Annotated in this window: 25 protein-coding genes; 7 read left to right on the forward strand and 18 right to left on the reverse strand. The window is 65.1% G+C overall.

Going from position 1 to position 23789, the window contains the following annotated elements; genetic code table 11:
* Positions 1–64: 64 nt before the first annotated feature.
* The gene (locus tag XH84_RS05390) at positions 65–1213 is read right to left on the reverse strand and encodes a patatin-like phospholipase family protein (protein ID WP_128916886.1); all 1149 of its coding nucleotides are present in this window, start codon (positions 1211–1213) and stop codon (positions 65–67) included.
* 82 nt (positions 1214–1295) lie between these two features.
* Complete coding sequence (locus tag XH84_RS05395) at positions 1296–2120, reverse strand: 3-hydroxybutyrate dehydrogenase (RefSeq protein WP_128916885.1); 825 nt, start codon at positions 2118–2120, stop codon at positions 1296–1298.
* Between the two features lie 179 nt (positions 2121–2299).
* On the opposite strand from XH84_RS05395, the gene XH84_RS05400 reads away from it, so the two are divergent.
* Entirely contained in the window at positions 2300–3187 is an 888-nt protein-coding gene (locus XH84_RS05400) for a LysR family transcriptional regulator (protein WP_164935912.1), read from the forward strand.
* Between the two features lie 209 nt (positions 3188–3396).
* Here the strand turns inward: XH84_RS05400 and XH84_RS05405 are convergent, their stop codons facing one another.
* From XH84_RS05405 to XH84_RS39530, 3 genes are all read right to left on the reverse strand, one after another.
* Positions 3397–4113 carry a peroxiredoxin-like family protein gene (locus XH84_RS05405; RefSeq protein ID WP_128916883.1) on the reverse strand — a complete coding sequence of 239 codons (717 nt, stop codon included), beginning with the start codon at positions 4111–4113 and terminating at the stop codon, positions 3397–3399.
* Between the two features lie 81 nt (positions 4114–4194).
* A complete protein-coding gene (locus tag XH84_RS05410; RefSeq protein WP_128916882.1) occupies positions 4195–4479 on the reverse strand; it encodes a hypothetical protein in 285 nt (94 codons plus the stop codon).
* Positions 4480–4527: 48 nt separating this feature from the next.
* Positions 4528–4704 (reverse strand): hypothetical protein, encoded by a 177-nt coding sequence (locus XH84_RS39530; RefSeq protein WP_164935911.1) that lies wholly within the window; start codon positions 4702–4704, stop codon positions 4528–4530.
* 13 nt (positions 4705–4717) lie between these two features.
* Between XH84_RS39530 and XH84_RS05415 the strand changes: the two genes are divergently transcribed.
* Both XH84_RS05415 and XH84_RS05420 read left to right on the forward strand, forming a co-directional pair.
* Entirely contained in the window at positions 4718–5200 is a 483-nt protein-coding gene (locus XH84_RS05415) for a cupin domain-containing protein (RefSeq protein ID WP_128916881.1), read from the forward strand.
* Positions 5201–5289: 89 nt separating this feature from the next.
* On the forward strand, positions 5290–6492 hold the full coding sequence (locus tag XH84_RS05420; protein WP_128916880.1) for an MFS transporter: 1203 nt from the start codon (positions 5290–5292) through the stop codon (positions 6490–6492).
* On the opposite strand, the gene ccoS is transcribed toward XH84_RS05420, so the two are convergent.
* The 10 genes from ccoS to XH84_RS05470 form a co-directional block, all read right to left on the reverse strand.
* On the reverse strand, positions 6489–6656 hold the full coding sequence (ccoS, locus tag XH84_RS05425) for a cbb3-type cytochrome oxidase assembly protein CcoS (RefSeq protein WP_008550618.1): 168 nt from the start codon (positions 6654–6656) through the stop codon (positions 6489–6491). The two genes, XH84_RS05420 and ccoS, sit on opposite strands and share 4 nt — an antisense overlap.
* Positions 6656–8845: a cation-translocating P-type ATPase gene (locus XH84_RS05430; RefSeq protein WP_128916879.1), complete on the reverse strand. Its 2190-nt coding sequence runs from the start codon at positions 8843–8845 to the stop codon at positions 6656–6658. Before XH84_RS05430 ends, ccoS begins: the two co-directional genes overlap by 1 nt.
* An 11-nt stretch (positions 8846–8856) precedes the next feature.
* A complete protein-coding gene (locus XH84_RS05435) occupies positions 8857–9342 on the reverse strand; it encodes a FixH family protein (protein WP_128916878.1) in 486 nt (161 codons plus the stop codon).
* Positions 9343–9357: 15 nt separating this feature from the next.
* A complete protein-coding gene (ccoG, locus tag XH84_RS05440; protein WP_128916877.1) occupies positions 9358–10824 on the reverse strand; it encodes a cytochrome c oxidase accessory protein CcoG in 1467 nt (488 codons plus the stop codon).
* A gap of 124 nt (positions 10825–10948) precedes the next feature.
* On the reverse strand, positions 10949–11824 hold the full coding sequence (gene ccoP, locus XH84_RS05445) for a cytochrome-c oxidase, cbb3-type subunit III (protein WP_128916876.1): 876 nt from the start codon (positions 11822–11824) through the stop codon (positions 10949–10951).
* Between the two features lie 6 nt (positions 11825–11830).
* Positions 11831–11995 (reverse strand): CcoQ/FixQ family Cbb3-type cytochrome c oxidase assembly chaperone, encoded by a 165-nt coding sequence (locus XH84_RS05450; RefSeq protein WP_015687703.1) that lies wholly within the window; start codon positions 11993–11995, stop codon positions 11831–11833.
* A 13-nt stretch (positions 11996–12008) separates the two neighbouring features.
* Positions 12009–12743 carry a cytochrome-c oxidase, cbb3-type subunit II gene (gene ccoO / locus XH84_RS05455; protein ID WP_128916875.1) on the reverse strand — a complete coding sequence of 245 codons (735 nt, stop codon included), beginning with the start codon at positions 12741–12743 and terminating at the stop codon, positions 12009–12011.
* 12 nt (positions 12744–12755) lie between these two features.
* Positions 12756–14405: a cytochrome-c oxidase, cbb3-type subunit I gene (gene ccoN, locus XH84_RS05460; protein ID WP_128916874.1), complete on the reverse strand. Its 1650-nt coding sequence runs from the start codon at positions 14403–14405 to the stop codon at positions 12756–12758.
* A gap of 294 nt (positions 14406–14699) precedes the next feature.
* Positions 14700–15125 carry a CBS domain-containing protein gene (locus tag XH84_RS05465; protein WP_128916873.1) on the reverse strand — a complete coding sequence of 142 codons (426 nt, stop codon included), beginning with the start codon at positions 15123–15125 and terminating at the stop codon, positions 14700–14702.
* Positions 15126–15163: 38 nt separating this feature from the next.
* The gene (locus XH84_RS05470; RefSeq protein ID WP_128916872.1) at positions 15164–15997 is read right to left on the reverse strand and encodes a universal stress protein; all 834 of its coding nucleotides are present in this window, start codon (positions 15995–15997) and stop codon (positions 15164–15166) included.
* A 215-nt stretch (positions 15998–16212) separates the two neighbouring features.
* Between XH84_RS05470 and fixL the strand changes: the two genes are divergently transcribed.
* From fixL to XH84_RS05490, 4 genes are all read left to right on the forward strand, one after another.
* Positions 16213–17730, forward strand: coding sequence for a sensor protein FixL (gene fixL / locus XH84_RS05475; protein ID WP_128916871.1), 1518 nt, complete (start codon positions 16213–16215; stop codon positions 17728–17730).
* 4 nt (positions 17731–17734) lie between these two features.
* Positions 17735–18352 (forward strand): response regulator FixJ, encoded by a 618-nt coding sequence (gene fixJ / locus XH84_RS05480; RefSeq protein WP_128916870.1) that lies wholly within the window; start codon positions 17735–17737, stop codon positions 18350–18352.
* A 43-nt stretch (positions 18353–18395) separates the two neighbouring features.
* The gene (locus XH84_RS05485) at positions 18396–18812 is read left to right on the forward strand and encodes a response regulator (protein WP_128916869.1); all 417 of its coding nucleotides are present in this window, start codon (positions 18396–18398) and stop codon (positions 18810–18812) included.
* Between the two features lie 103 nt (positions 18813–18915).
* Positions 18916–19614: a helix-turn-helix domain-containing protein gene (locus tag XH84_RS05490; protein ID WP_164935910.1), complete on the forward strand. Its 699-nt coding sequence runs from the start codon at positions 18916–18918 to the stop codon at positions 19612–19614.
* Positions 19615–19698: 84 nt separating this feature from the next.
* Here the strand turns inward: XH84_RS05490 and XH84_RS05495 are convergent, their stop codons facing one another.
* From XH84_RS05495 to XH84_RS05505, 3 genes are read right to left on the reverse strand one after another with little or no spacing between them, the layout of a single operon-like run.
* Positions 19699–20985, reverse strand: a complete 1287-nt coding sequence (locus XH84_RS05495; RefSeq protein WP_128916867.1) for an MFS transporter — start codon at positions 20983–20985, stop codon at positions 19699–19701.
* 23 nt (positions 20986–21008) lie between these two features.
* Positions 21009–21527: a PRC-barrel domain-containing protein gene (locus XH84_RS05500; protein WP_164935909.1), complete on the reverse strand. Its 519-nt coding sequence runs from the start codon at positions 21525–21527 to the stop codon at positions 21009–21011.
* A gap of 19 nt (positions 21528–21546) precedes the next feature.
* Entirely contained in the window at positions 21547–23751 is a 2205-nt protein-coding gene (locus tag XH84_RS05505; protein ID WP_128916866.1) for an amylo-alpha-1,6-glucosidase, read from the reverse strand.
* Positions 23752–23789: the final 38 nt, after the last annotated feature.

Below are 23789 nucleotides of genomic sequence, written 5' to 3' on the forward strand. Positions count from 1 at the left end.
ACAATAGCCCAGACTGCGCTCTCGCAACATCGTCACCGCAAGAAAACAAGCACCGACGAGGCCACTATTCCGCCGCCATCGGCAGCACGTCCATATGCTCGTGCAGCACCACGCCGGCGAGCGGATCGAATTCGCCGACCCACGGTTTTCGTTCGAGCACGGATCGCGTGTGCGCATAGCCCGCGTCCCAGCGCCGCATGATGCCGGACGGGCTGAAGTCGATGTCCTTGGTGTGGGTCTCACGGTCGAGCTGCGGCGCCAGCAACCGCACGACATGCATCCGGGTCGGACAGCCATAGCTGATCAATTCCCGCACCGCGGGGTCGCGGCGCTCGCTCTCGGAAAGACGCGCGGCGAGCTGGTTGATGACGTGGCGCAGGCGGTGGGCCTGCTGCTGGCGGGCGATCTGGCTTGCGATGCGGCTCGAATATTGCACGTCCTTGTGCCGGTTCAGCACCTCCGCCATCGTCGTCGGCTCGGCGCCAATCGGATTCCACAGATGCACGGCGAAGATCAGCGAGTCCTTTCGCGGATTGTCGTCGAAGACGGCTTCGGTCGGTGTGTTCGACAGGATGCCGCCATCCCAATAGAGTTCGCCGTCGATGCGCACCGCCGGGAACGCCGGCGGCAACGCGCCCGAGGCCATCACATGCTTCACGGTCAGCTCGCCGTCGCGGCTGTCGAAATAGCGCATCTGGCTGCTGCGGACATGTGCCGCGCCGACGGTCAGCCGCGGCGAGCAGCGGTTGACCAGGCCGAAATCGACCAGATCGAGCAGCGTCCTCTCCAGCGGCGCGGTCGAATAGAAGCCGGCGTGATCGGCGCCAAGCGGATAGGAATCACCAGCATGCGCCAGAGAATTGGGACGAAAGAAGCCGGGAATGCCGTTGGTGACGGTCGACCAATAGGCCAGCTTCTCGTTGAAGCCGGGAAACGCCGTGCGCAGATTCCAGACCGGATTCTGCTCCATCCGTTTCCAGAACTCCTTCAAATGCGCCAGCCGCTGGCCAGGCTCGTTGCCCGCGATCAGACTCGCATTGATGGCGCCGATCGAGGTGCCGATGATCCAGTCCGGCTCGATCCCGGCCTCGTGCAGCGCCTGATACACCCCGGCCTGGTAGGACCCGAGCGCACCGCCGCCCTGGAGCACGAGCACGACCTGGCCCGGCAGATCCGCGCCCATGCCCTGCGTATTGTCCTGCATGCCGTTCATGTCTCGCTCCTGGTGAGCTTGCACCGATCCAATATTCGCGGCTCGCTGCGGCTTGTTACGCCGGCCCATGTCCCCGCCCATGTCAATGCGCGGTCCAGCCGCCGTCGACCGGAAGCGCGATGCCGGTGATCGAAGCCGCTGCATCCGTCGACAGGAACACCGTCAGCGCGCCCAGCTCCTCGACCGTGGCAAAGCGCTTGTTCGGCTGCTGCGCGAGCAGCACGTCGCGGATCACCTGATCGCGGGAAATGCCGTGCGCCTTGGCCTGCCCGTCGATCTGCGCTTCGACCAGCGGCGTATAGACGTAGCCCGGGCACACGGCGTTGCAGGTGATGCCGTCCTCCGCCGTCTCCAGCGCCGTCACCTTCGTCAGACCGACGATGCCGTGCTTGGCCGCGACATAGGCCGCCTTGAACGGCGAGCCGACCAGGCCGTGCGCCGAGGCGATGTTGATGATCCGGCCAAAACCGTTCTGGCGCATCGCCGGCAGCGCGAGTCGCGTCGTGTGGAAGGCCGAGGTCAGGTTGATCGCGAGGATCTGGTCCCATTTGTCGACCGGAAACTGCTCGAGCGGCGCCACATGCTGGATGCCGGCGTTGTTGACGAGGATGTCGAGCCCGCCGGACTGGGAGATGGTCGCCGCGATCATCTCGGCGATCGATTTCGGCCTGGTCATGTCGGCCGGCGAGTAGCTCGCCTTGACGCCGAACTCGGCGGCGATCTGCTCGCGTGTCCGGCCGATTTCGGCGGCAACGCCGAGGCCGTTCAGCACCACATCGGCGCCGGCCGCAGCCAAGGCACGTGCGATGCCGAGACCGATGCCGCTGGTCGAGCCCGTCACGAGCGCGACCTTGCCGGCCAGCGCGCGTGCAGGCTGAGATGTCTGCGGCTTCAGCGGTATGTTCATGGCATGGTCTCCGTTGGCGATGACTGGGTTTCCAGCCTTCGCAGAACCCTGGAGGAGCGCCGGCCCAAACGGAAATACCGGCTAGCTTCCGATTCCATACGTCCGCGCTATCGCAGGCGGGATGTCATTTCCCGCTCCGATCGGCTAGATTTGCGGCCGATCTTGCTGGGAGCCGATCCATGGAAATGCACCAGGTCCGCTATTTCCTCGCGGTGGCGCAGCTGCTGAACTTCACGCGTGCTGCTGAGGAATGCAACGTCACGCAGCCTTCGCTGACGCGCGCGATCAAGCAGCTCGAGGCCGAGCTCGGCGGCGACCTGTTTCGCCGCGAGCGGCCGGCAGCGCAATTGACCGAGCTCGGCCAGCGCATGCATCCGCTGTTGAAGCAATGCTATGACGCCGCCGCCGGCGCGCGCTCGCTCGCCTCCTCGTTCAGGAGCGGTGAAGTCGGCGCACTGCGCATTGCCTTGACGCATTCGATCGACCTCGCGCTGCTGATTCCCCATCTCAACGAGATCAGGCGGCAGTTCAACCGGCTCGAGCTGCGCTTCCTGCGCGGAACGAGCCGCGAGGTCGGTGAATTCCTGAAGAAGGGCGAGGCCGAGCTCGGCATCGCCGCCGAGATCGACGAGGCCTGGGACCGGCTCGATACCTGGCCGCTGTTCACCGAGAGCTTCGAGCTTGTCGTTGGCGACGGACATCGGCTGGCCGGCCGCAGCAGCATCGAACTGGAGGATCTGCGCTCGGAGCAATTGCTGAGCCGGACTTTCTGCGAGCATTCGCGCCGCATCTCTGCGAGCCTGCGCGAGCACGGCATTGACATCGAACATGGTCACGAGGTTTCGAGTGAGCGCGATCTGATCGAGCTCGTCGAGGCCGATATCGGCGTCGCCATGGTGCCGCACACCTCACCCGTGCCGGAGCGACTGACACGCGCCGCCGTCACCGGACTGGACGCCCGTCGCACCGTCAATCTTTACGGCGTGGCCGGCCGGCAGCGCACGGCCGTCGCTAACGCCGTCATGCGCATGCTGCGAGGTGCCGACTGGCGTGAGATCGCGGGCTAGCAACGGCGGGACTAGTCAATCGCACTTAGACCTTTGCCAGAGGTCGTCATGCCCGGGCTTGTCCCGGGCATCCACGTTCTTCGTGCTGCGCGGCGAGGCGTGGATGGCCGGGACAAGCCCGGCCATGACGATGTGGGGACGAACGTGCCAAGAAAGTGCACGGCCTATATGCGAGGGCAAGAGCGCTCCGCGCCATCAAAATTCCAGACCTAGTTCTCCCGGCTCGCGCTCTCCAGCGCCGCGAGCAGATCATCGATCTCCATGCGCTTGCGGAAATCGGGATCGACGAAGCGGGCTTTGACGATCCCGTCGCGGCCGACCACGAACACGGCCGGAATGGGCAACATCCAGCCGTCATTGCCGTGGAATTTCGCCATGTCCTGATACGACAACAGGTGCTGGATCTCGGTGCCGAGCCAGATCGCGAGATTGAGCGAGAGCGCATAGCCGTTGTCGAGATCGGTCAGGATCGGAAACGGTGCGCCGGATTCAGCCTTGAGCTGCCCAGTGTATTCCTGCGTCTCCGGCACGATTGCGACGACCTGCGCCCCCATGCCCTCGATGCGATCGAGCGCCTGGACCACGGCGCGGACGTTGAGCCGGCAATAGGGACACCAATGGCCGCGGAAGAACATCACGGCGAGCGGACCGCGCTCCAGCAGCGCTGGCAGCGTGACGAGACGCCCGCCCTCGTCCGGCAGCATGAACGGCGGCATCGCATCGCCCGGGCGCGGCGCGGTCTCGCCGCCGCCGTTTCCGCCCAATCTCGCGACCAGGCGATCGACGGCCTCGCCATAGGCCGGAAAGACCGCGCGGCTGGCATCGGCATAGGCGCGGAGCTGCTCGTTCAGCGTGGCGTCCATGTCGCGGCAGCGCTGGAAGGCAAGCCTGAGCTGTTCGGCATCGGCTGGCGAGAGAGATGTCATCTTCTGCTCCGGCATTCTGAGGCGAATATTAGTTTCCCGGTTCGGCCGCCCGCAAGGGGCGACCGCGATGCCAGGACCGGTTCAGTTCACATAAAAATTGCCGGTCGGATCGAGCCGCCCCGAGGTGGAGTACAGCGATCCGTTACTCATGAAGAAGACGGTGTTGTCTGGCACCTTCTTGGCGTTCTTCATCATCGCCTCGTGGTTCTTCTCGGCCGGCGCCATGGCCATCGCCGACATCTTGCCGGGCCCGCCATAGACATAGGCCATACCGGCCTTGAAGTCCCAGGTGGCCTCCGAGAACGCCGAGGTGGCGATGACCGCAAACGCGGCGGTGAAAATCAGGGTCTTGGACACTCTCGTCATGACATGCTCCTCCGGATTGACGTGAACGCCCGCCAATCGGGCGCCCCGTCATCGGACGCCGAATGCTGCGAAAGTGGAAATGCCGTTGCCCAATCGGATCGATAGCCGCCGCGCATCAACATAGCCCGGCGCTATCGCATCGAGAGCAAGCCGGCATTTCAGGATGGACCCGATCTCGATGAAGCTGCCCTCATAGCCGGCGACCAGCGGGGTTGCGGCCAACACAGGAGACCTTCCCATGTCCAGGAGCCATGCCTTGTCGCGTCTGATCTGGCCGGGCCTTGCCATCGCCGGCGCGCTTACGCTCTCAGCGCAGCCGGTCGTTGCCGGCGAATGTCCGGCCGGCAAGATCAAGCCGAACGCCCAGCAGATGGTCGACTACAAGCCCGTCGGCGTGACCGACGTCACGCTCGGTACGATCGACCTCGGCAAGCAGCCGGCCCATATCGAGGGCCGCGAGCTGCGCTTCCGTAAGCTGACCATCGAGCCCGGCGGCATCGTACCCTGGCACAGCCATGACGACCGTCCCGCATTGATCTTCGTGCAGCAGGGCGAGATCGTCGAATACGCCTCTAACTGCGTCGATCCGATCGTGCACAAGGCCGGTGACATCCGTCCCGAAGTCCACGGCACCTCGCATTGGTGGAAGAACCTCGGCAAGGAGACCGTCATTCTCTATGTCGGCGACGTCCGCAAGGATCCCAACGACCACCACATGTAACGGGTGCCCCCAGCCCCAGGGCACTCGTTACGAGAGGTGGCGCCCGGGACTCCCCACCCCGGGCGCCACATTCCTACAGGACAACCGCCATGACCGATCTTTCCGCGTCGATCAAACCGGCCGCGATGACCATGGAAGCGCACTCGCCGGGCCTGGCTCTGCGCTCGCTCGTGATCGGCCTCACCGCATTCCTGACCGTCGTCGACCTCTTCGCAACGCAGGCGATCCTGCCCTCGCTGACGCGGCATTACGGCGTCACGCCCGCAGCGATGGGCTTTGCCGTCAACGCCAGCACCTTTGGCATGGCCACGGCCAGCCTCGTCGTCGGCTTCTTTAGCCCGCATATCAACCGGCGGACCGGCATCCTACTCAGCCTGGCGCTGCTGGCGATCCCGACCAGCCTGCTGGCCTCGGCGCCGAACCTTGCCGTCTTCACCATTTTGCGGGTCGCACAGGGCCTTTGCATGGCGTCTGCCTTCGCGCTCACCCTCGCCTATCTCGGTGAGCAATGCAGCGCGATGGACGCCGGCGGCGCCTTTGCCGCTTACATCACTGGAAATGTCGCGAGCAATCTCGTCGGCCGGCTGATCTCGGCGGCGGTCGCCGACGGGCTCGGCCTCGCCTGGAATTTCTACCTGTTCGCAGCGCTCAATCTGGCCGGCGCGGTGCTGGTCTATTTCACGATTCGGCGCGTGCAGCCGATGCATGCGATGACGCCGACGGCTTCGCCGCTGGCTGCCACCATCGCGCATTGGCGCGATCCGCGATTGCGAGCGGCGTTCGGCATCGGCTTCTGCATCCTGTTCGCCTTCATCGGCACCTTCACCTTCGTCAATTACGTGCTGGTGCGGCCGCCGCTGGCACTGGGCATGATGGATTTGGGCCTCGTCTACTTCGTCTTCCTGCCATCGGTCGTCACGACGCTTCTGGCCGGCAGGGTGGTATCAAAGCTCGGAACGCGTCCGACGATATGGAGCGCGCTCGCCATCGCCGGGCTGGGCCTGCCCTTGATGCTGATGTCGCATCTGAGCGAAGTCCTTGCGGGCATGGTTCTGGTCGGCGTCGGCACATTCTTTGCGCAGGCCGCCGCCACGGGCTTCGTCGGACAGGTGGCTACCGAGAACCGCGGCATCGCCAGCGGGACATATCTTGCGTGCTATTTTGGCGGCGGGCTGGTCGGTACGGCCGTGCTCGGGCGTCTGTTCGACGCTTTCGGATGGCATGCGTGTGTCGCCGGGGTCGGCATGGCGCTCGCCGCCGCGGCCCTGCTCGCCTTCGCCCTGAGGCGCTAGCGCTTGGCCGGGGCTTCCTGCGGCGGCTCGTCGTCGGCGATGGCGCGCCAGGCGGCACCGTCGAGATCGTCGTACTGGCCGCTCCTAAGCGACCACAGGAAGGCGACGAGGCCGGCACCGCCGAGCATCAGCGCCAGCGGGACCAGGATGACCAGGATCTCCATCACACGGTCTCCCGCGAAGCGCTGCGCGCGCGCAGCGAATTCAGCATCACCAGGATCGAGGATCCGCTCATGGCCGCCGCCGCGATCAGGGGCGTCACGACGCCGCTGATCGCAACCGGCACGGCGAGGACATTGTAGCCGATCGCGAGCCAGAGGTTCTGCCGCATCAGATGCAGCGCCTTGCGCGAGGCATCGATCGCGGCAACCACCGGCGCCAACGGCCGGCCGAGGAAGACGAGATCGGCGGTCGCCTGGCTCAGATGCGCGGCCGAGATCGGCGACATCGAGACATGGGCCGCCGCGAGCGAGGGCGCGTCGTTCATGCCGTCGCCGACCATCAGCACCTTGGCGCCGCGCTGCTTCAATTCCTCGATCCGCGCGATCTTGTCGGCCGGCGTGACGCCGGCGCGCCATTCCGGAATTTCGAGCGCATGGGCCGCCGCCTTCACCGCCGGCTCGCGGTCGCCGGAGAGAATCTCGATGCCGACGTTGCGCGCCTTCAGCGCTGCGATCACAGCCTGTGCGTCCGGACGCAAGCCCTGGCGGACCGAGAGCACGAATCTCTCGCTGCCCTTGCTGAAAGCGACGATGGAGGCTTCGGGATCGACCATGGCGCTGCCGACCAGTGCTTCCGCGCCGCAGAAAGAGGGACGACCAAGGCGAAGCTCGACACCGTCCACAATTGCGCGAACGCCCTGCCCGGCCTCCTCGACCGCACCGACAACAGGCGATTTGGCGCCCGCGGCCTGCGCGACGGCGGCGGCGACCGGATGATGGCTCGACAGCGCAAGCCGGCCGGCGAGCTCGAAGATGTCGGCGGGGATGTCGGCGGCATTCATCACTTCGAGATCGGGCAGCGTCAGCGTGCCGGTCTTGTCGAAGATGACGTGGTCGGCCTCCGCAAGCCGCTCGATCGCGTCGCCGGAATTCAGCAGCACGCCGGACTTGAACATCGCGCCGGAGGCGATGGTCTGCACGGTCGGAATCGCAAGCCCCAGCGCGCAGGGACAGGTGATGATCAGCACGGCGACGCCGGTCACGATCGCATCATGCCAGGACGCGCCGGCAATGACCCAGCCGAGGATGGTGATGAGCGCCGTCGCATGCACCACCGGCGCATAGAGCCGCGAGGCGCGGTCGGCGAGGCGCATGTAGCGCGAGCGCGCCTGCAGCGCATTGTCGAGCAGCCGCGTGATCTCGGCGAGCAGCGTCGCCTCGGACGCGGCCGAGACCCGCACCCGCAGCGTGCCGGAGATGTTCATCGATCCCGCATAGACCGGCGTGCCCTGCTCGGCCGTGACATAGAGCGTCTCGCCGGTGATCAGGCTCTGGTCGATCTCCGAACGTCCCTCGATCACGGTGCCGTCGACCGCGCAGCGCTCGCCGGGCCTGAGCAGCACGATGTCGCCGGGATGGATCGCGGCCACCGGCACCTGCGAGATTTCATCGGGTCCGACGAACTTGGCGGCCGTCTCCGCCTTCAGCGCGGCGAGATTGCCGGCGACCGCACGGGTCCGCCGCCGCATGTTCTGGTCGAGGAAGCGGCCGACCAAAAGGAAAGTCAGCAGCATGATCGCCGCGTCGAAATAGGCGTGCTCGGCGTGGTGGATGGTCTCGACCACGGACATGCCGAGCGCGAGGATCACGCCGATCGAGATCGGAACGTCCATATTGGTCGTCTTTGCCGACAGCGCGCGCCAGGCCGAGCGGAAGAACGGCTGGCCGGCATAAGCCGCCGCCGGCAGCGCGATTAGCGCCGAGAGCCAGTGGAAGAAGTCGCGCTGCTCGGGCAGCATGTCCGAGACGTTACCCGACCACACCGGGATCGACAGCATCATCACGTTCATGGTGGCGAAGGCGGCGACGCCGAGGCAGCGCAGCAGGAAGCGCGATTCGGCGACCTCCGCCACCTCCGCGCTCTCGGTCTCGAACGGATAGGCCTTGTAGCCGAGCTCCTCGAGCCGGTCGATGAAACGGCCAGGGTCGAGCGTGCCCGCCTTCCATTCCAGCGCGACGCGGCGGTCGGTGAGGTTGACGCGCGCCAGCGTGACGTCGGGGATGGCGGACAGGCCGCGTTCGATCTTCGCCATGCAGCCGGCGCAGTGAACGCCTTCGACCGCGAGGTCGATATGCTGAACGCCCTCGCCCGCATCGCGAACATAATGGGAGAAATCGCGCGTGACCTGCATGGCAAAATCCTTCAATTCAGGATCACGCGGTTGCGCGACATGAACACGCGCGTCCCCCGCGCCTCGCCCTCGATCACCAGGTCCCACTGGCCCGGCGCGACGGACGCGGCATCGCCGCGATAGAGGCCGATGCCGGCTTCGGTGAGCTCGACCGCGAGATCGGCCCGCTTGTCGGTCGGCCGCTCCAGGCGGCCGCCGAATTTCAGCCCCGAGATCGGCTGGCCGCCGGCATCGCGCGCTTCGACCTGGACCATTGCGCCGCCGTCGTTGCGGCGCTCGATATGGGCGTTGACCTTCCATTTGCGCGCGGCCTGGTCCTGCGCCGCCGAGATCTCGCGGTCGTAGGTCAGGCCGGCAGCATAGGGGCTGTCGACGTCAGTGCCGGGCAGCGTCGCGATCGCGAGCTTCATCATGGTGACGTTGACGCCGATCACGACGCCGAAGAAGGCGACCAGCATCAGGAAAACCTTGGTTCCGGTCAGCGGCTTGGATGACATGATGGTCTCCTGGACTTACGGCGCGACGAAATTGTCGGTGGCGCTCGCGGCGACGCCTAGTCCGATATCCATCACGTGGACGCGGACCGGAATCGACTTCTCCGGATTGTTTTCAGCCGGCGCGGTGACGAGCAGCCGCAGCTCGCTGGTGGAGTCGCGCGGGATCACGATGATCGGCCGGTCCGGCGTCACCGAATCGGCGCCGACGACATGCATCGTGGGATTGACCGGCCCCTCCACGTCGATGGCGATGGCGCGGTCGTAGCCGCTCTTGTTCAGCAGCCGCACCGTGTAGGCGTTGCGGATCGAGCCGTCGCTGAGCTTGACCGCGACCGGATTGCGGTCATGCAGCACGTTGACGTCGAGCAGGCTGCGGGTCGCGAGCGTATAGACCATGAAGCCGCCGACCGCTGCGATGATCGCGCTGTAGACGATGGTGCGGGCCCGGACGATCCGGTAGATCGGCGCCTTGCCTTCCTGGCGGCGATGGATGTTGATGTCGTTGTCGTAGCCGATCAGCCGCTTCGGCCGGCCGATCTTGGCCATCACGTTGTCGCAGGCATCGATGCAGAGGCCGCACTGGATGCATTCCATCTGCGGTCCGTTGCGGATGTCGATGCCGGTCGGACAGACCGCGACGCATTGGTAGCAATCGACGCAATCGCCGACCTGCTGGCCGAGCGCGCGCAGCTCGGCGGCCTTCTTCACCGAGGTGCGCTTCTCGCCGCGGTCGTAGCGATAAGTGACATTGAGGGCCCATTCGTCGGTGAGCGCGGCCTGGATGCGCGGCCACGGGCACATATAGGTGCAGACCTGCTCGCGCATGTAGCCGGCGAGCAGATAGGTCGATGCCGTGAGGATGCCGATCCAGATATAGGCGATCATCGGCCCCTGGAAGGTGACGAGCTCCTTCACCAGGGTCGGCGCGTCGTTGAAGTAGAGCACCCAGGCGCCGCCGGTCCACCAGGCGATCATGAGCCAGATCGAATGCTTGAGCACGATCTCGGAGACGCGCTCGAGCTTCAGGGGATCGGACGATTTGGCCTTCTTCATCCGCTCGCGCCGGTCACCCTCGATCAGACGTTCGACCGCGTAGAACAAGTCGGTCCACACCGTCTGCGGACAGAGGTAGCCGCACCAGATGCGCCCGCCGACCGAGTTCATCAGGAACAGCGCCACCGCGGCCACGATCAGCAGGCCGGTAAAGTAGTAGACCTCCTGCGGCCACAGCTCGATGAAGAAGAAGTAGAAGCGGCTGTTGGGAAGGTCGATCAGCACCGCCTGGCTGGGGGCGCCGAGGCCGCGGTTCCAGCGCACGAACGGCAGGAAATAGTAGACGCCGAGGCAGATCGCCATCAGGCCCCATTTGATGCGGCGGAACGTGCCGGAGACGCTCTGGGGGTAGACCTTCTTGCGGGCCGCGTAGAGCGGCCCGTTGTCGTCCACAGGCTTGAGCTCGTTCGGATTGACGGTCTTGTTCATCGCTTTGGAACTTCTCAAAAGAGGTGCGATTAAACCTAGACCCGACACCGCCGCGTCAGTTGATCCAGCTCAAACGGGGGCACTTTTGTTCACCCCCGCCTGAACCGTTTGAGCCGCGGATCTGCTATTTTCCACCGCCGAGCGAGTGGACGTAGACCGCCATCGCCTTGATGGTGGCGGGATCTAGCCGCCCTTCCCAGGCCGGCATCACGCCGGCGCGGCCCTGGCTGATGGTCTCGATCAGGGTCGCCTCGTCGGAGCCGTAGAGCCAGATCTTGTCGGTCAGGTTCGGTGCGCCCATCTCCGGGTTGCCCTTGCCGCCGTCGCCGTGGCAGGCGACACAATTCTCCGCAAAGATCTTTTCGCCCTTGGCGGCGTCAAATCCGTTGCGGGTCGACAGGCCCGACAGCGACCGCACGTAATTGGCGACCGTGACGATCTCCTCCGGCTTCAGCACGCCATCCTTGCCGAAGGCGAGCATCTGGCCTTCATGCGTCTTGGCATGGCCGGAACGCGCGCCGAACTGGATGGTCTGCATGATCTGGTCGAGCGTGCCGCCCCACAGCCAGTCGTCGTCGTTCAGGTTCGGATAGCCCTTGGCGCCGGCGGCACCGGAGCCGTGGCAGGGCGCGCAATTGTCGCCGAACACGGTCTTGCCCTTGGCGCGGGCGAGCGCCAGCAAGGCCGGGTCCTTCTCGATGTCGGCGAGCGAGGCCGCGCCCAGAGCCGTCATCTTGCCACCGCGGATCTTCTCGAGATTGGCGAGCTCGACCGCCACGTCGGCCCGCGAGGAATAGCCGAACATGCCCGTGGTATTGCTTTGGATCAGCGGCCAGGCCGGATAGACGACCCAATACGCGATCGCCCAGACGATGGTCAGGTAAAAGGTGATCACCCACCAGCGCGGCAGCGGTGTGTTGAGCTCCTTGATGCCGTCCCACTCATGCCCGGTCGTGGACTTGCCGGAGACGGAATCGATGTCGCTATGATGATCGGTCATGGTTCTCTACTCCTCCCGCAACGGCAGGTGTGCTGCTTCGTCGAACGCAGCCTTGTTACGGGGCCAAAATGCGTAGGCGATGATCGCGAGAAAGATCGCGACGAACACCGGCGTCCAGATCGTGGTCACGAGACCGGACGCGAGATTGTCGAGTGTCAGGATGGCTTTCATCGTTGATGCCTTCTCAGCGAAGATTGGCTTTCTCGTTGTAGATCTTGAAGTCGACCAGCGTACCGAGCATCTGCAGGTACGCGATCAGCGCGTCCATCTCGGTCGGCGTGCCGGGCTTGCCGTCGAAATTACGCACCGCCGCCTTGGCGTAGCGCTTAGTGAAGGCGTCGCCGCCGGCACTGTCCGGATCGGCCTGGGCCTTCATGTCGGCGCCCGCATTGGCGATCTGGTCGTCCGTGTAGGGCACACCGACGGTCCTCAGCGTGCGCATGTGGTCGGCGATCGCGTCGGGATCGACCTCGTTCTTGCCGAGGAACGGATAGCCCGGCATCACCGACTGCGGCACGATCGCACGCGGGTTGGTCAGATGGGTGACGTGCCAGTCGTCGGAATATTTGGCGCCGACGCGGGCAAGGTCAGGACCGGTGCGCTTGGAGCCCCACTGGAACGGGTGGTCGAACATGCTCTCGGCAGCGAGCGAGAAGTGGCCGTAGCGTTCGACCTCGTCGCGCAGCGGCCGGATCATCTGCGAATGGCAGAGATAGCAGCCCTCGCGGACGTAGACGTTGCGCCCGGCGAGCTCCAGCGGCGTGTAGGGCCTGACCCCGTCGACCTTCTCGATCGTGCTCTTGAGGTAGAACAACGGGGTGATCTCGACGAGACCGCCGATCGCAACCACGAGGAGGATGCCGACGACCAGGATGATCGAGTTCTTTTCGAAGACTTGATGGCGTGTCCAGAACGACATTGCTTTAGCTCCTCATTCCGCCGGCTGAAGAGCGACGGGCATCTGGACTTCCTGTTCGCCGACGCGGACGGTCATCCAGAGATTGTAGGCCATGATCAGCGCGCCGATCAGGAACAGCCCACCGCCGGCGGCGCGGATGATGTAGAAGGGATGCATCGCCTCGACGGTCTCGATGAAGGAGTATTCGAGGAAGCCGAGCGAGGTGTAGGCACGCCACATCAGGCCCTGCAGGATGCCGGACACCCACATCGCCGAGATGTAGAGGACGATGCCGAGGGTCGCGACCCAGAAGTGCCAGTTGACGAGCTTCAGGCTGTAGAGGCCCTTGCGATTCCACGCCCACGGCACCAGGCAGTACAGCGCGCCGAAGGAGACGAAGCCGACCCAGCCGAGCGCGCCGGAATGCACGTGGCCGATGGTCCAGTCGGTATAGTGGCTGAGCGAGTTGACCACCTTGATCGACATCATCGGGCCTTCGAAGGTCGACATGCCGTAGAAGGCGACGGAGACCACGAGCATGCGCAGCACGGGATCGGTGCGCAGCTTGTCCCAGGCCCCCGACAGCGTCATCAGGCCGTTGATCATGCCGCCCCAGGAAGGCATCCACAGCATGATCGAGAAGGTCATGCCGAGCGTCTGCGTCCAGTCAGGCAGCGCCGTGTAGTGCAGATGGTGGGGACCCGCCCAGATGTAGAGGAAGATCAGCGCCCAGAAATGGATGATCGACAGCCGGTAGGAATAGATCGGCCGCTCGGCGCGCTTGGGGATGAAGTAGTACATGATGGCGAGGAAGCCGGCGGTCAGGAAGAAGCCGACCGCGTTGTGGCCGTACCACCACTGGAACATGGCGTCCTGGATGCCGCCCCAGGCGATGTACGACTTCGAGCCGAACACCGAGACGGGAAGCGCCGGGTTGTTGCCGAGATGCAGGACCGCGATCGTCACGATGAAGGCGAGGTAGAACCAGTTCGCGACGAAGATGTGCGGCTCCTTGCGCTTGATGACGGTGGCAAGGAAGACGAGCAGATAAGCGACCCAGACGATGGTCAGCCACAAATCGGCATACCATTCCGGCTCGGCATATTCCTTTGACTGGGTGACGCCGAGCAGATAGCCGGTGCCGGCGATCAGGATGAAGAAATTGTAGCCCACCACGACGAACCACGGCGCGAGATCGCCGGCGAGGCGCGCACGGCAGGACTTCTGCACCACGTAGAAGGACGTCGCGATCAGCACGTTGCCGCCGAAGGCGAAGATCACGGCGGAGGTGTGCAGCGGCCGCAGGCGGCCGAAGCTGGTCCAGGGCAGATCGAAGTTCAGCGCGGGCCAGGCCAGCTGCGAGGCGATGATGAGGCCGACCAGGAAGCCGGCAATGCCCCAGAACATCGCCATGAAGGAGGAGAACTTGATCGGACCCATATTGTAGTTAGGGCGGCCGTTGATCTCCTGCGGTGGCAGCGCCGCCGGGCGATCGAGGTAGCGGTTGATGATGACAAACACCGCGGCCAGGCTCGCCGCCGCGCTGAGCGCGGCATGGAAGGCGAAGGGCGCATCGAGCGCCTTGGCCGAAGCGATCACGCAGAGGAAGGCGGTGACTGCGAACACGACAGCCAAGCCGCTTTCACCGATGGTCATGGATTTGGAAATGGAGGGCTGGCTCATGCGGATTCTCTCTGAAAGAACACAGCGCCAGAAACCACATCCACTCTCACCGGGAATTGATTGAAATCAAGAACAGCACTTAAGTTCTTCGGAGCCACCGAAGATCGTGGTGGTTCCCCTGCAGATACGCGCGTCGCAGCCGGTCGAAGCGCCCTCTCCCTCGTGAGAGCAGCCCGTGGGAACTCACTGCGTTGTGCGGCGAATGAGAGGAAGCGGGTCCGGCCTCGCGCGCGAACGGGTCCAGCCTCCGTAGAATCCCGGAGCCGAGAAGGAATCCCGATCGGGCGTATCCCGTCAGTCGCGCGCCGTCGCCTTGAGCGCCGCGATGACGTCCTGGCGGGCGATGATTCCGACCAGCTTCTGCGCGCTATCGAGCACGATGATGCTTCGGATCCGGTGTTCGACCATGATCTGGAGCACGCGCGTCAGCCGCGTGTCGGGGCTCACATAGATGAACTCGGGAGTCATGACGTCGCCGACCTTCCGGCTCATCAGGTCTTGATAGCGGGGCAGCATCTGGCTCGGCGTGAAGGCGAAGCACTTCAGGATGTCGAATTTGGTGACGATGCCGACCACCTGCCCGTCGTCCTCGACCGGATAGGAGTTGAAATCGTCGGTCTCGAACATCTCACTGAGCTCGAACAAGTCACGGTCGCGCTGCACCGACTTGACGTTGCGCGTCATGTAGCCGTCGACGGTCTGTTCAAGAAATCTGTACACGGCGCGTCCTCCTCGATTCGATTCCGGCCGGCCGGCCGTCAGTGCGACAGCAGCACGCTGCGTGCGGTCTGCGTGATCAGATACTGGGTGACGCCTCCCAGGATCAGTTCACGAAACCTCGAATGACCATAAGCGCCCGCAACGATCAGGCCGGCATCAAGGTCGGTTGCCACCTTCTCCAGTTGCCCCGCCGCAGTTTCGTTCCGGGCTCCTTCGAAGATGCGCGCCGTCGCGGTGACGCCATGGCGGGCGAGCCAGGCGGCAACGTCGGTGACGCCGGCCGTCACGCCCGAACGGTCCTCGTCGCGCTCCGGAATTGTGCCGATGGTGACGTCCTTCGCCTTGCGCAGCATCGGCAACGCATCGGCCACCGCCCGCCGCGCCTCCGGCGTGTCCTTCCATGCCACCAGCACGCTACGCAGGTCGAGCCAGTTGGCCTGGTCGGGGACGACGAGAAGCGGGCGGCCGGCCTGCATCACCAGATCCTTGGGACTTGCGAGCGCAAACGCGTCAGAGAAGGCCGGGCTCTGTCCGCCGCTGACGACGATGTCGGCGCAACGCGCCTGCGCCAGGACGAATCGTGCCGGAAAATCCATGCCGCTGCGCCACTCCGCATGTCCGCCGCGATTCTTGGTCGCCGCACGGAATTGCGCCTCGAGGCCAGCCAGCCGCCGCTTGACCGAAGCTTCACCCTCGTCGATCAGCGCTTGCGCCTCGGCGCCGTCGGCGAAATAGAGCGGCGGCGCGAACTGCGCCGCGGCGACCCCGACAATGGCCGCCTCGAATCGTTCAGCGAGCTCACCGGCGACCTGAAGACGCGCCTCATTGGACTGATCGAGCGCCAGGCTGACCATCACCGTCGCGTATGTCATCGGAATTCTCCACGTCACCAAGTTTTGTTGAATCCTAAGCCTGCTGCCGTGCAGCAGGATGAGATAGATCAAAATGGGCACTCATGGCTCCTCGCCGTTGCCTGAGGAATCCGCCAGTGAATTCAACGTCTGCGCTTGCCTCGGAGCGCGCCTTGGGCGAAATTGCGGTAGCGGTAACGGCATCCGGCCTACCGTTGCTGAGTGAGGAGCAGAGATTGGCGCCGACCCGCGTAACCCATCCGGCAGACGACGGCCGGGGCGAGCATTTCCGGGTCCGCATCGAGGGCTTCGGGGTGGGCACCTGGGACCTTGATCTAGAGACGCACGAGCTCGAATGGTCGGACATGGCCAAGCGGCTATTTGGCCTCGAGCGTGATCGGGCCGTCAGCTATGATTTCTTTCTTTCCTTGCTGGAGCGGGGCGATCGGGACCACCTCCTGAAGGCGATCGGGCACACCTTGGAGGTTGGCGGGGGACTTGACCTGTCCTTCAAGGTCGGCGGCGCCTCCGGGGCCGGTCAATGGATCCGGGCCAGGGCCGGCGTGATCCGGGACGATTCAGGCACGCCGCGTCATCTCAGCGGAATATTCCTCGACATCAACGAGGAGAAGCATCTCGAGGACGCCCTGCGCTCCCAGGAGAATCATCTCCGCTCGATTCTCGAGACAGTGCCCGACGCCATGATCGTCATCGATTCACGCGGCATCATGCAGCTCTTCAGTAGCGCTGCGGAGCGGCTGTTCGGCTACAGCAGGCAGGAAGCCATCGGCCGGAACGTCAGCATCCTGATGCCGGAGCCCGATCAGTCGCGTCACGACAGCTATCTCGTGCGCTATCTCAGGACGAATGATCCGCACATCATCGGCATCGGCCGGATTGTGACGGGCAAACGCCGCGACGGCACGACTTTCCCGATGCACCTGTCGGTCGGGCAGACGCAACGCGCGGGCGAGCCCTATTTCACCGGCTTCGTCCGCGACCTCACCGAGCACCAGCAGACCCAGGCCCGGCTCCAGGAATTGCAATCCGAGCTGGTCCATGTCTCGCGGCTGACCGCGATGGGCGAAATGGCCTCCGCGCTTGCCCACGAGCTCAACCAGCCGCTGGCGGCAATCAGCAATTACATGAAGGGGTCGCGGCGCCTTCTCGCCGGCAGCACCGATCCCAACACGCCGAAGGTCGAAAACGCGCTGGATCGCGCGGCTGAGCAGGCCCTGCGCGCCGGCCAGATCATCCGGCGCCTGCGCGACTTCGTGTCCCGCGGCGAGTCGGAGAAGCGGGTCGAAAGCCTGTCCAAGCTGATTGAGGAGGCCGGGGCGCTCGGGCTCGCCGGCGCGCGCGAGCAGAACGTGCAGCTGCGTTTCAGCCTCGATCCCGACGCCGATCTCGTCCTCGCCGACCGGGTGCAGATCCAGCAGGTGCTGGTCAACCTGTTCCGCAATGCGCTGGAGGCGATGGCGCAGTCACCGCGCCGCGAGCTCGTCGTTGCCAACACCCGCGTCGCCGACGACATGATCGAGGTGGAGGTCTCCGATACCGGCTCCGGCTTCCGGGACGACGTCATTCCAAATCTGTTCCAGACCTTCTTCACCACCAAAGACACCGGCATGGGCGTGGGACTCTCCATCAGCCGCTCGATCATCGAGGCTCACGGCGGCCGCATGTGGGCCGAAAGCAACGTAGCGGGTGGAGCGACATTCCGCTTCACCTTGCCGGCAACCGACGAAAGCTGAATTCATGACGACCAAGGGACATGTCTACGTCATCGACGACGACGCAGCGATGCGCGATTCGCTGAATTTCCTGCTGGATTCCGCTGGCTTCGGCGTCACGCTGTTCGATGACGCACTCGCCTTTCTCGATGCCCTGCCCGGCCTCGGCTTCGGCTGCGTTGTCTCCGACGTGCGCATGCCCGGCCTCGACGGGATCGAGCTGCTCAAGCGGATGAAGGCGCAGCAAAGCCCGTTCCCGATCCTGATCATGACCGGTCATGGCGATGTGCCGCTCGCGGTCGAGGCGATGAAGCTCGGGGCGGTCGACTTCCTGGAAAAACCGTTCGATGACGACCGTCTCACCGCCATGATCGAGTCGGCGATCCGGCAGGCCGAGCCCGCCGCCAAGAACGAAGCCGTCGCGCACGACATCGCCGCCCGCGTCGCGTCCTTGAGCCCCAGGGAGCGCCAGGTCATGGAAGGGCTGATTGCGGGCCTCTCCAACAAGCTGATCGCCCGCGAATACGACATCAGCCCGCGCACCATCGAGGTCTACCGGGCCAATGTCATGACCAAGATGCAGGCCAACAGCCTCTCCGAACTGGTCCGGCTGGCGATGCGGGCCGGCATGCTCAACGATTGAGGCAGGTCAAGGCGGCTTCCCGGCGCAATGCTAACCAGACAACATGATTGAGGTCAGCTCACATCGTGCGCGGCCGTTGTCCCCCGCACAACTCACCGTCTTTGTGGTCGACGATGACGCCGCCGTCCTGGGATCCCTGCGGTTTCTGCTGGAGACCGACGGCTTTGCCGTGCGGACCTTCAGGAGCGGCACGGCGCTGCTCAACATCGGCGGCGCGGCTGGGCCGGACTGTTACGTCATCGACTACAAGATGCCGGACATCAATGGCATCGAGCTGGCCGGCCGCCTGCGCAAGTCCGACCGCGACGCGCCTGTGATCCTGATCACCGGCTACCCCGACGAGAATATCTCGGCCCGGGCTGCGTCGGCGGGCATCAAAGACGTGGTTTTGAAGCCGCTTCTCGACGAAAATCTGGTCAAGAGCATCCGCCATGCCATTCAGGACCGCCCTCGCGCCTGACCTACGGGATTCTACGTAAGGCACCCTCCTTAAGATATCGATCGAAATTTTCGAAGCCCCCGATACCGCGTACCAAAGCGCCATCACAACGGAGATGGCGCAGATGCTCACCCAGACGATCAACACCCCGGCGATCAACACCCAGATTATCGGCAAGGTTGCTCCCGCCCATTCCGTCACCGACCAGTTCGGCGCCATCACCGGCCACGTGGGTCTGGTCGCCACGGAATTCTCTTATCGCAAGGACGAGGAGATTTATGGCGAGGAAGAGCCGGCCGAATATGTCTACCAGGTCGTGTCAGGCGCAGTGAGCAGCTACAAGCTCCTGTCCGATGGCCGCCGCCAGATCGGCGCCTTCCATCTTCCCGGCGACGTGTTCGGCCTCGAATCCGGTCCCGCTCACCGCCTTGCCGCCGAAGCCATCATCGATACCACCGTGCGCCTCGTGAAGCGCGCGAGCCTCGAGAAGGCCGCAGGCACCGACGTCCATGTCGCCCGCAAGCTCTGGGCGATGACCGCCTCCGAGCTGCGCCATGCCGAGGACCACATGCTGCTGCTGGGCCGCAAGACCGCGATGGAGCGCGTTGCGACCTTCCTGCTCGAAATGGACCGCCGCCTCGCCGTTGCCGGCATGATGGCGCTGCCGATGTGCCGCCGCGACATCGGCGACTATCTCGGCCTCACCCTCGAAACCGTATCGCGCGCGCTGTCGCAGCTTCACAGCCAGGGCATCCTGGGCTTCTCCGGCGCCCGCCAGATCGTGCTGCGCAACCGTCAGCGCCTGCAGCATCTCGACGCCTGATCTTCGCCTGATCTTCCTCCTCCCTACCAACTTGGCCGGTCGAATTCGTTTCGGCCGGCCATTTTCTTTTTCTTTCGGGCGCGATCATGCCGTGCGCCGCGTCTCCGGCATCACGAGAAGAATCAGCAAGAGCCCGGTCGCGGCAACGCCGGACAGTCCGATGAAGGCGGTTGCGTTGCCGAACTTGTCGCTGACATAGCCGCCGAGCACAGTGCTCAGCGACGCGCCGATGCCCGTTGCGGTGCCGACGATTCCTTGCGCCAGATTGAAGTGCCCGCTGCCGAAGGCGACGTCAGCCACGATCAGCGGAATCATCACCGCGAACACGGCCGCGGTGATGCCGTCGAACACCTGCACGGCGACCAGCAGATACGGATCGCGCACGGTCGCAAACAACAGGCCGCGAATCGCCAGCGCGCCGAATCCGATCAGAAGCAAAGGCCGCCGGCCCCACGCTTGCGCCTTGCGGCCGACCGTCGGCGACAGCAGCGCCACGATCGCTTGCGGGACGACGATGCAAAAGGCGACGAGCACCGTCGCCCATTGGGCCGACCGCGCCGTCACAGCGCTTGCCATCAGCGGCATCATCGAGGCGTTCGCCAGTTGCAGCAGCAGAACGCTCAGGGCAAAGATGATGAGCGGACGCTGCCGGATCAGGTGCCAGATGTTGGTGTCGCCACGGTCGGCGGCCTCAGGCGGCATCTCGCCGTGACAGCGCCTGATGTCGACCTCGTTCTCGCGGATACGCGAGAGCGCAATCAGGGTCGGGATTGCGAGCAGGAAGGTGACCAGGAACACCGACCGGCTCGACAGCAGATAGCCCGCGGTGCCCATCACCGCCGCCGCCACACCGTTGCCGAGCGAGGCAAAGCGCGCGTTGCGGCCGAGCCGCTCGCCGATCGCGAGCGGGCCGACCAGGCCAAGGCTGATCGCCGCGATCGCCGGCCCCAGCACGCAGCTCGCCGCCGCGTGCAAGGTCGCCGCGGCCACCACGACGGGGAAGATCGGCATCGCGGCATAGGCCAGCGCGCAAGTGCCGATGGTCGCGATCGCGAGGGCGGCAACCAGTCGCTCCGATTTCGCGGCATCGATGATCGCCCCGCCCGGCATCTGCCCGATCAACCCGACGATACCGCCGATCGACAGCACGAGGCCGATCTCGACCTGGGTCCATTTCTGGGTGGTCAGATAGACCGCGATGAACGGACCGAATCCGGTCTGCACGTCGGCGAGGAAGAAGATGAACCAGTCGAGGCCACGCAGGCTCTGGCGCGACGGCGCCGGGATGCCAGTGACCGACGGCGCGGCGACGTTGTCCTGTTCAACGCGGCCGTCGCGATCTGCATGGTTCGGCTTCCTCGACAACAGCACAGGCGGTCAGCCCTCCCCGCACCTCACTGGATCGCTTGCAGCGGTTGAAGGCTGCCGGACGCGCCGAGCACGACGATCGGCGTGTCTTCCTTGTATTCCGGCGCGGCCGCGACCTGCGCCTTGGTCAATTCCAGCGTGATGCTGTCCTTCTTGTTGGCGATCTTGCCGAAGCGCAGCGCGTTCCAGTCCACCACGATCTTGCGGCTGCCGACGCCGAGAAACCCGCCGAAATCGATGGCCGCGGCGCGCACGTGACCGGTGCGATCGACGATGACGTCGACAATGCGGCCCATGTCCTCGCCGGCCGCACTGCGCACGTCGCGGCCGAGCACGCCATGGGCCTCGCTCGCGCCGATGATGGTCACCGACGGCGGCGGGGCGGCGTCCTTCGGCGTCACGGGCACGGTCGAGGCCGGCGGCTGGGTCGCCGGCGCATTGGCCTCACTCGGGCCTGTGGGCGGCTCGTCCGCGGCGTGCGAGGTGGCGACCGCCAGGCTTGCAACGACGGCTGTGCCAAGGATCAATGCTCCGATCGTACGCATAACGCCTCCTTGCGCGCTGCTAGCGCGCCAGCACGATCGTGACCTGAATCTGGCCGCGCGTGCGCATCACCTCCAGCGCCACGTCGTCGCCGTGGCGGCTGACGCGAAGATCGACGCTGGACTCGCCCAGGCGCAGATCGCGCAAGATCACCTCGTTGAGGAACGCCGGCAGATGCGGGTTGCGCAGGCGAATCTCGCCGCGCGCCACGTCGAACTCGATGCCGAGCGCCGCTTCCAGCAGCGTGAACGGCGTCGCGCTGGCCCAGGCCTGCGGCGCGCAGGCCACCGGATAAAGCGTCGGGCCTCGCCGCTTCTCGCGCCGGAAGCCGCAGAACAATTCGGGCAGCCGGCGCAGGTCCATATAGGTCGCCGCGTCGAACAGCCCCTTGAAGACATGCGCCACCGAGTGCTTGAGGCCGTAGCGCGCGAGCCCGAGCGCGATCAGCGCGTTATCGTGCGGCCAGATCGACCCGTCATGGTAGGACATCGGATTGTAGCGCACTTCGCCCTGCGCGACGGTGCGGATGCCCCAACCCGAGAAGAAATGCGGCCGCATCAGATCGGCGGCGACGAGGCGGGCGCGGTCCTCGCGGATCATGCCGCTGAACAGCACCTGACCGGCATTCGAGGTCCGCACCTTGCACGGCCGCTTCTTGCCGTCGAGGGCGAGCGCATAAGTGCCGAGCTCCTCGCACCAGAACGCCTTCTCGAAGTGTTCGGCCAGCGCCCTGGCGTCGGCCTCGAGCTTGCGCGCACGGTCCGGCTTGCCGAGCCGCAAGGCGCAACGCGCGGCTAGCTGCTTGGCGGCGTAGACGTAGCCCTGGACTTCGGCGAGCGCGATATTGCCTTCCGCGAGCTGGCCGTCGGCGTGGAAGATCGCGTCGTACGAATCCTTCCAGCCCTGGTTGGCCAGCCCCTTCTCGGTCGCGCGCTGGTATTCGATGAAGCCGTCCTGGTCGGGATCGCCGGGACCGTCGATCCAGGCCAGCCCCGCCTCGATCGCCGGCCATAGCTCGATCAAGGTCTTCTGGTCGCCGGTCCGTTCGAAATAGCTCCCGGCGAGCAGGACGAACAGCGCGGTCGAATCGACGCTGCCGTAATATTGCGCGAACGGCACCTCACGCAGCGCCGCCATCTCTCCGCCGCGCATCTCATGCAGGATCTTGCCGGGCGCGGCATCGGCAAGCGGATCGACCGCCTTGGCCTGGAAATGAGCGAGCCGGCGCAAGACGCCCTTGGCGACGCGCGGATCGACCCACAGCATCTGGAGCGCGGTGATCAGGCCGTCGCGGCCGAACGTCGTGGAGTACCAGGGAATGCCGGCATAGGGATAACGCCCCTGCGGCGTCTCCGTCATCAGCATGTTGAGGTCCGCCATGGCCTGGCACAGCACCTCGTTGAAGATGTTGTTGGAGGTCTCGATGCTGGCGGCGCCCACCGTGGAATGGCGCATCTCGCGGCGGTGGGCAAGCAAGCCCCTGAAGAAGCGCGCGGGCTTCTCCGCGATCGGCCTGTTGCAGGATACGGCTACGAACAGTGATGTCGATTCGTGAGGGTCCAGTTCGAGCTGCCAGGTTGCGGCATTCACCGACAACCGCGTCGGACGCGGGTCGAAATGCAGCCCCGTGGTGCGCTCGGTGTCATCGAGACCGCGATATTCGTACAGCACGTCGGTCGGCCCGAGCAATCTGCTCGTTCCGGTCCCGCGGCGCGGGCGGCGCTCGCCGCGTACCTCGAACAGATCGGCAAAGTCGTTGTCGAACAGCAGCGTCAGCTCGAAGCTGGCCCGCCCGTCGCCGTGGTTCTGCACGCCGATGCGCTGATAGGCCGTGCCGCGCCACAGGAAGATCGTGCGCACGATGTGCAGCAGATCCTTCTGAAACACCAGACGGCCCTGACGATAGATGTCCGGATTGGTCAGATCGACGGCCAACGCCGAATTGTCGTCGCGCAGGTTGGAGCCGAGTAGCAGCGGCTGGAGGTCGTCGAGCACGAGCTCCAGCCGCGCCAGATAGCGCGTGTCGTAGTGAAACAGACCGTCCGGCCCGCCGGCCGATGCGCCGATGTCGCCATGGCTGTCGAGCACGATGAACATGTCGTCGTGCTTGAGCGAACGCCGCGGCCGCGCCGACGGCCCGGTCATCGGAATATAGAAAGGTTGCTCCGCGACCTGTTCGGAGGTCCGCGTCACGGAGACGAGTTGGGTTACGGCTTCGGCCGACATGAGCTGCTCCCCTGCGCTTGTTTCTTGAGAACGCGACC

Source organism: Bradyrhizobium nanningense, assembly GCF_004114535.1.
GTDB lineage: Bacteria > Pseudomonadota > Alphaproteobacteria > Rhizobiales > Xanthobacteraceae > Bradyrhizobium > Bradyrhizobium nanningense.

Bases quoted from the DNA above. Each gene is read 5' to 3' on its own strand.
- XH84_RS05390 (WP_128916886.1), bottom strand. From the start codon at position 1,213: ATGAACGGCATGCAGGACAATACGCAGGGCATGGGCGCGGATCTGCCG.
- XH84_RS05395 (WP_128916885.1), bottom strand. From the start codon at position 2,120: ATGAACATACCGCTGAAGCCGCAGACATCTCAGCCTGCACGCGCGCTG.
- XH84_RS05400 (WP_164935912.1), top strand. From the start codon at position 2,300: ATGGAAATGCACCAGGTCCGCTATTTCCTCGCGGTGGCGCAGCTGCTG.
- XH84_RS05405 (WP_128916883.1), bottom strand. From the start codon at position 4,113: ATGACATCTCTCTCGCCAGCCGATGCCGAACAGCTCAGGCTTGCCTTC.
- XH84_RS05410 (WP_128916882.1), bottom strand. From the start codon at position 4,479: ATGACGAGAGTGTCCAAGACCCTGATTTTCACCGCCGCGTTTGCGGTC.
- XH84_RS05415 (WP_128916881.1), top strand. From the start codon at position 4,718: ATGTCCAGGAGCCATGCCTTGTCGCGTCTGATCTGGCCGGGCCTTGCC.
- XH84_RS05420 (WP_128916880.1), top strand. From the start codon at position 5,290: ATGACCGATCTTTCCGCGTCGATCAAACCGGCCGCGATGACCATGGAA.
- ccoS (WP_008550618.1), bottom strand. From the start codon at position 6,656: ATGGAGATCCTGGTCATCCTGGTCCCGCTGGCGCTGATGCTCGGCGGT.
- XH84_RS05430 (WP_128916879.1), bottom strand. From the start codon at position 8,845: ATGCAGGTCACGCGCGATTTCTCCCATTATGTTCGCGATGCGGGCGAG.
- XH84_RS05435 (WP_128916878.1), bottom strand. From the start codon at position 9,342: ATGTCATCCAAGCCGCTGACCGGAACCAAGGTTTTCCTGATGCTGGTC.
- ccoG (WP_128916877.1), bottom strand. From the start codon at position 10,824: ATGAACAAGACCGTCAATCCGAACGAGCTCAAGCCTGTGGACGACAAC.
- ccoP (WP_128916876.1), bottom strand. From the start codon at position 11,824: ATGACCGATCATCATAGCGACATCGATTCCGTCTCCGGCAAGTCCACG.
- XH84_RS05450 (WP_015687703.1), bottom strand. From the start codon at position 11,995: ATGAAAGCCATCCTGACACTCGACAATCTCGCGTCCGGTCTCGTGACC.
- ccoO (WP_128916875.1), bottom strand. From the start codon at position 12,743: ATGTCGTTCTGGACACGCCATCAAGTCTTCGAAAAGAACTCGATCATC.
- ccoN (WP_128916874.1), bottom strand. From the start codon at position 14,405: ATGAGCCAGCCCTCCATTTCCAAATCCATGACCATCGGTGAAAGCGGC.
- XH84_RS05470 (WP_128916872.1), bottom strand. From the start codon at position 15,997: ATGACATACGCGACGGTGATGGTCAGCCTGGCGCTCGATCAGTCCAAT.
- fixJ (WP_128916870.1), top strand. From the start codon at position 17,735: ATGACGACCAAGGGACATGTCTACGTCATCGACGACGACGCAGCGATG.
- XH84_RS05485 (WP_128916869.1), top strand. From the start codon at position 18,396: ATGATTGAGGTCAGCTCACATCGTGCGCGGCCGTTGTCCCCCGCACAA.
- XH84_RS05490 (WP_164935910.1), top strand. From the start codon at position 18,916: ATGCTCACCCAGACGATCAACACCCCGGCGATCAACACCCAGATTATC.
- XH84_RS05500 (WP_164935909.1), bottom strand. From the start codon at position 21,527: ATGCGTACGATCGGAGCATTGATCCTTGGCACAGCCGTCGTTGCAAGC.
- XH84_RS05505 (WP_128916866.1), bottom strand. From the start codon at position 23,751: ATGTCGGCCGAAGCCGTAACCCAACTCGTCTCCGTGACGCGGACCTCC.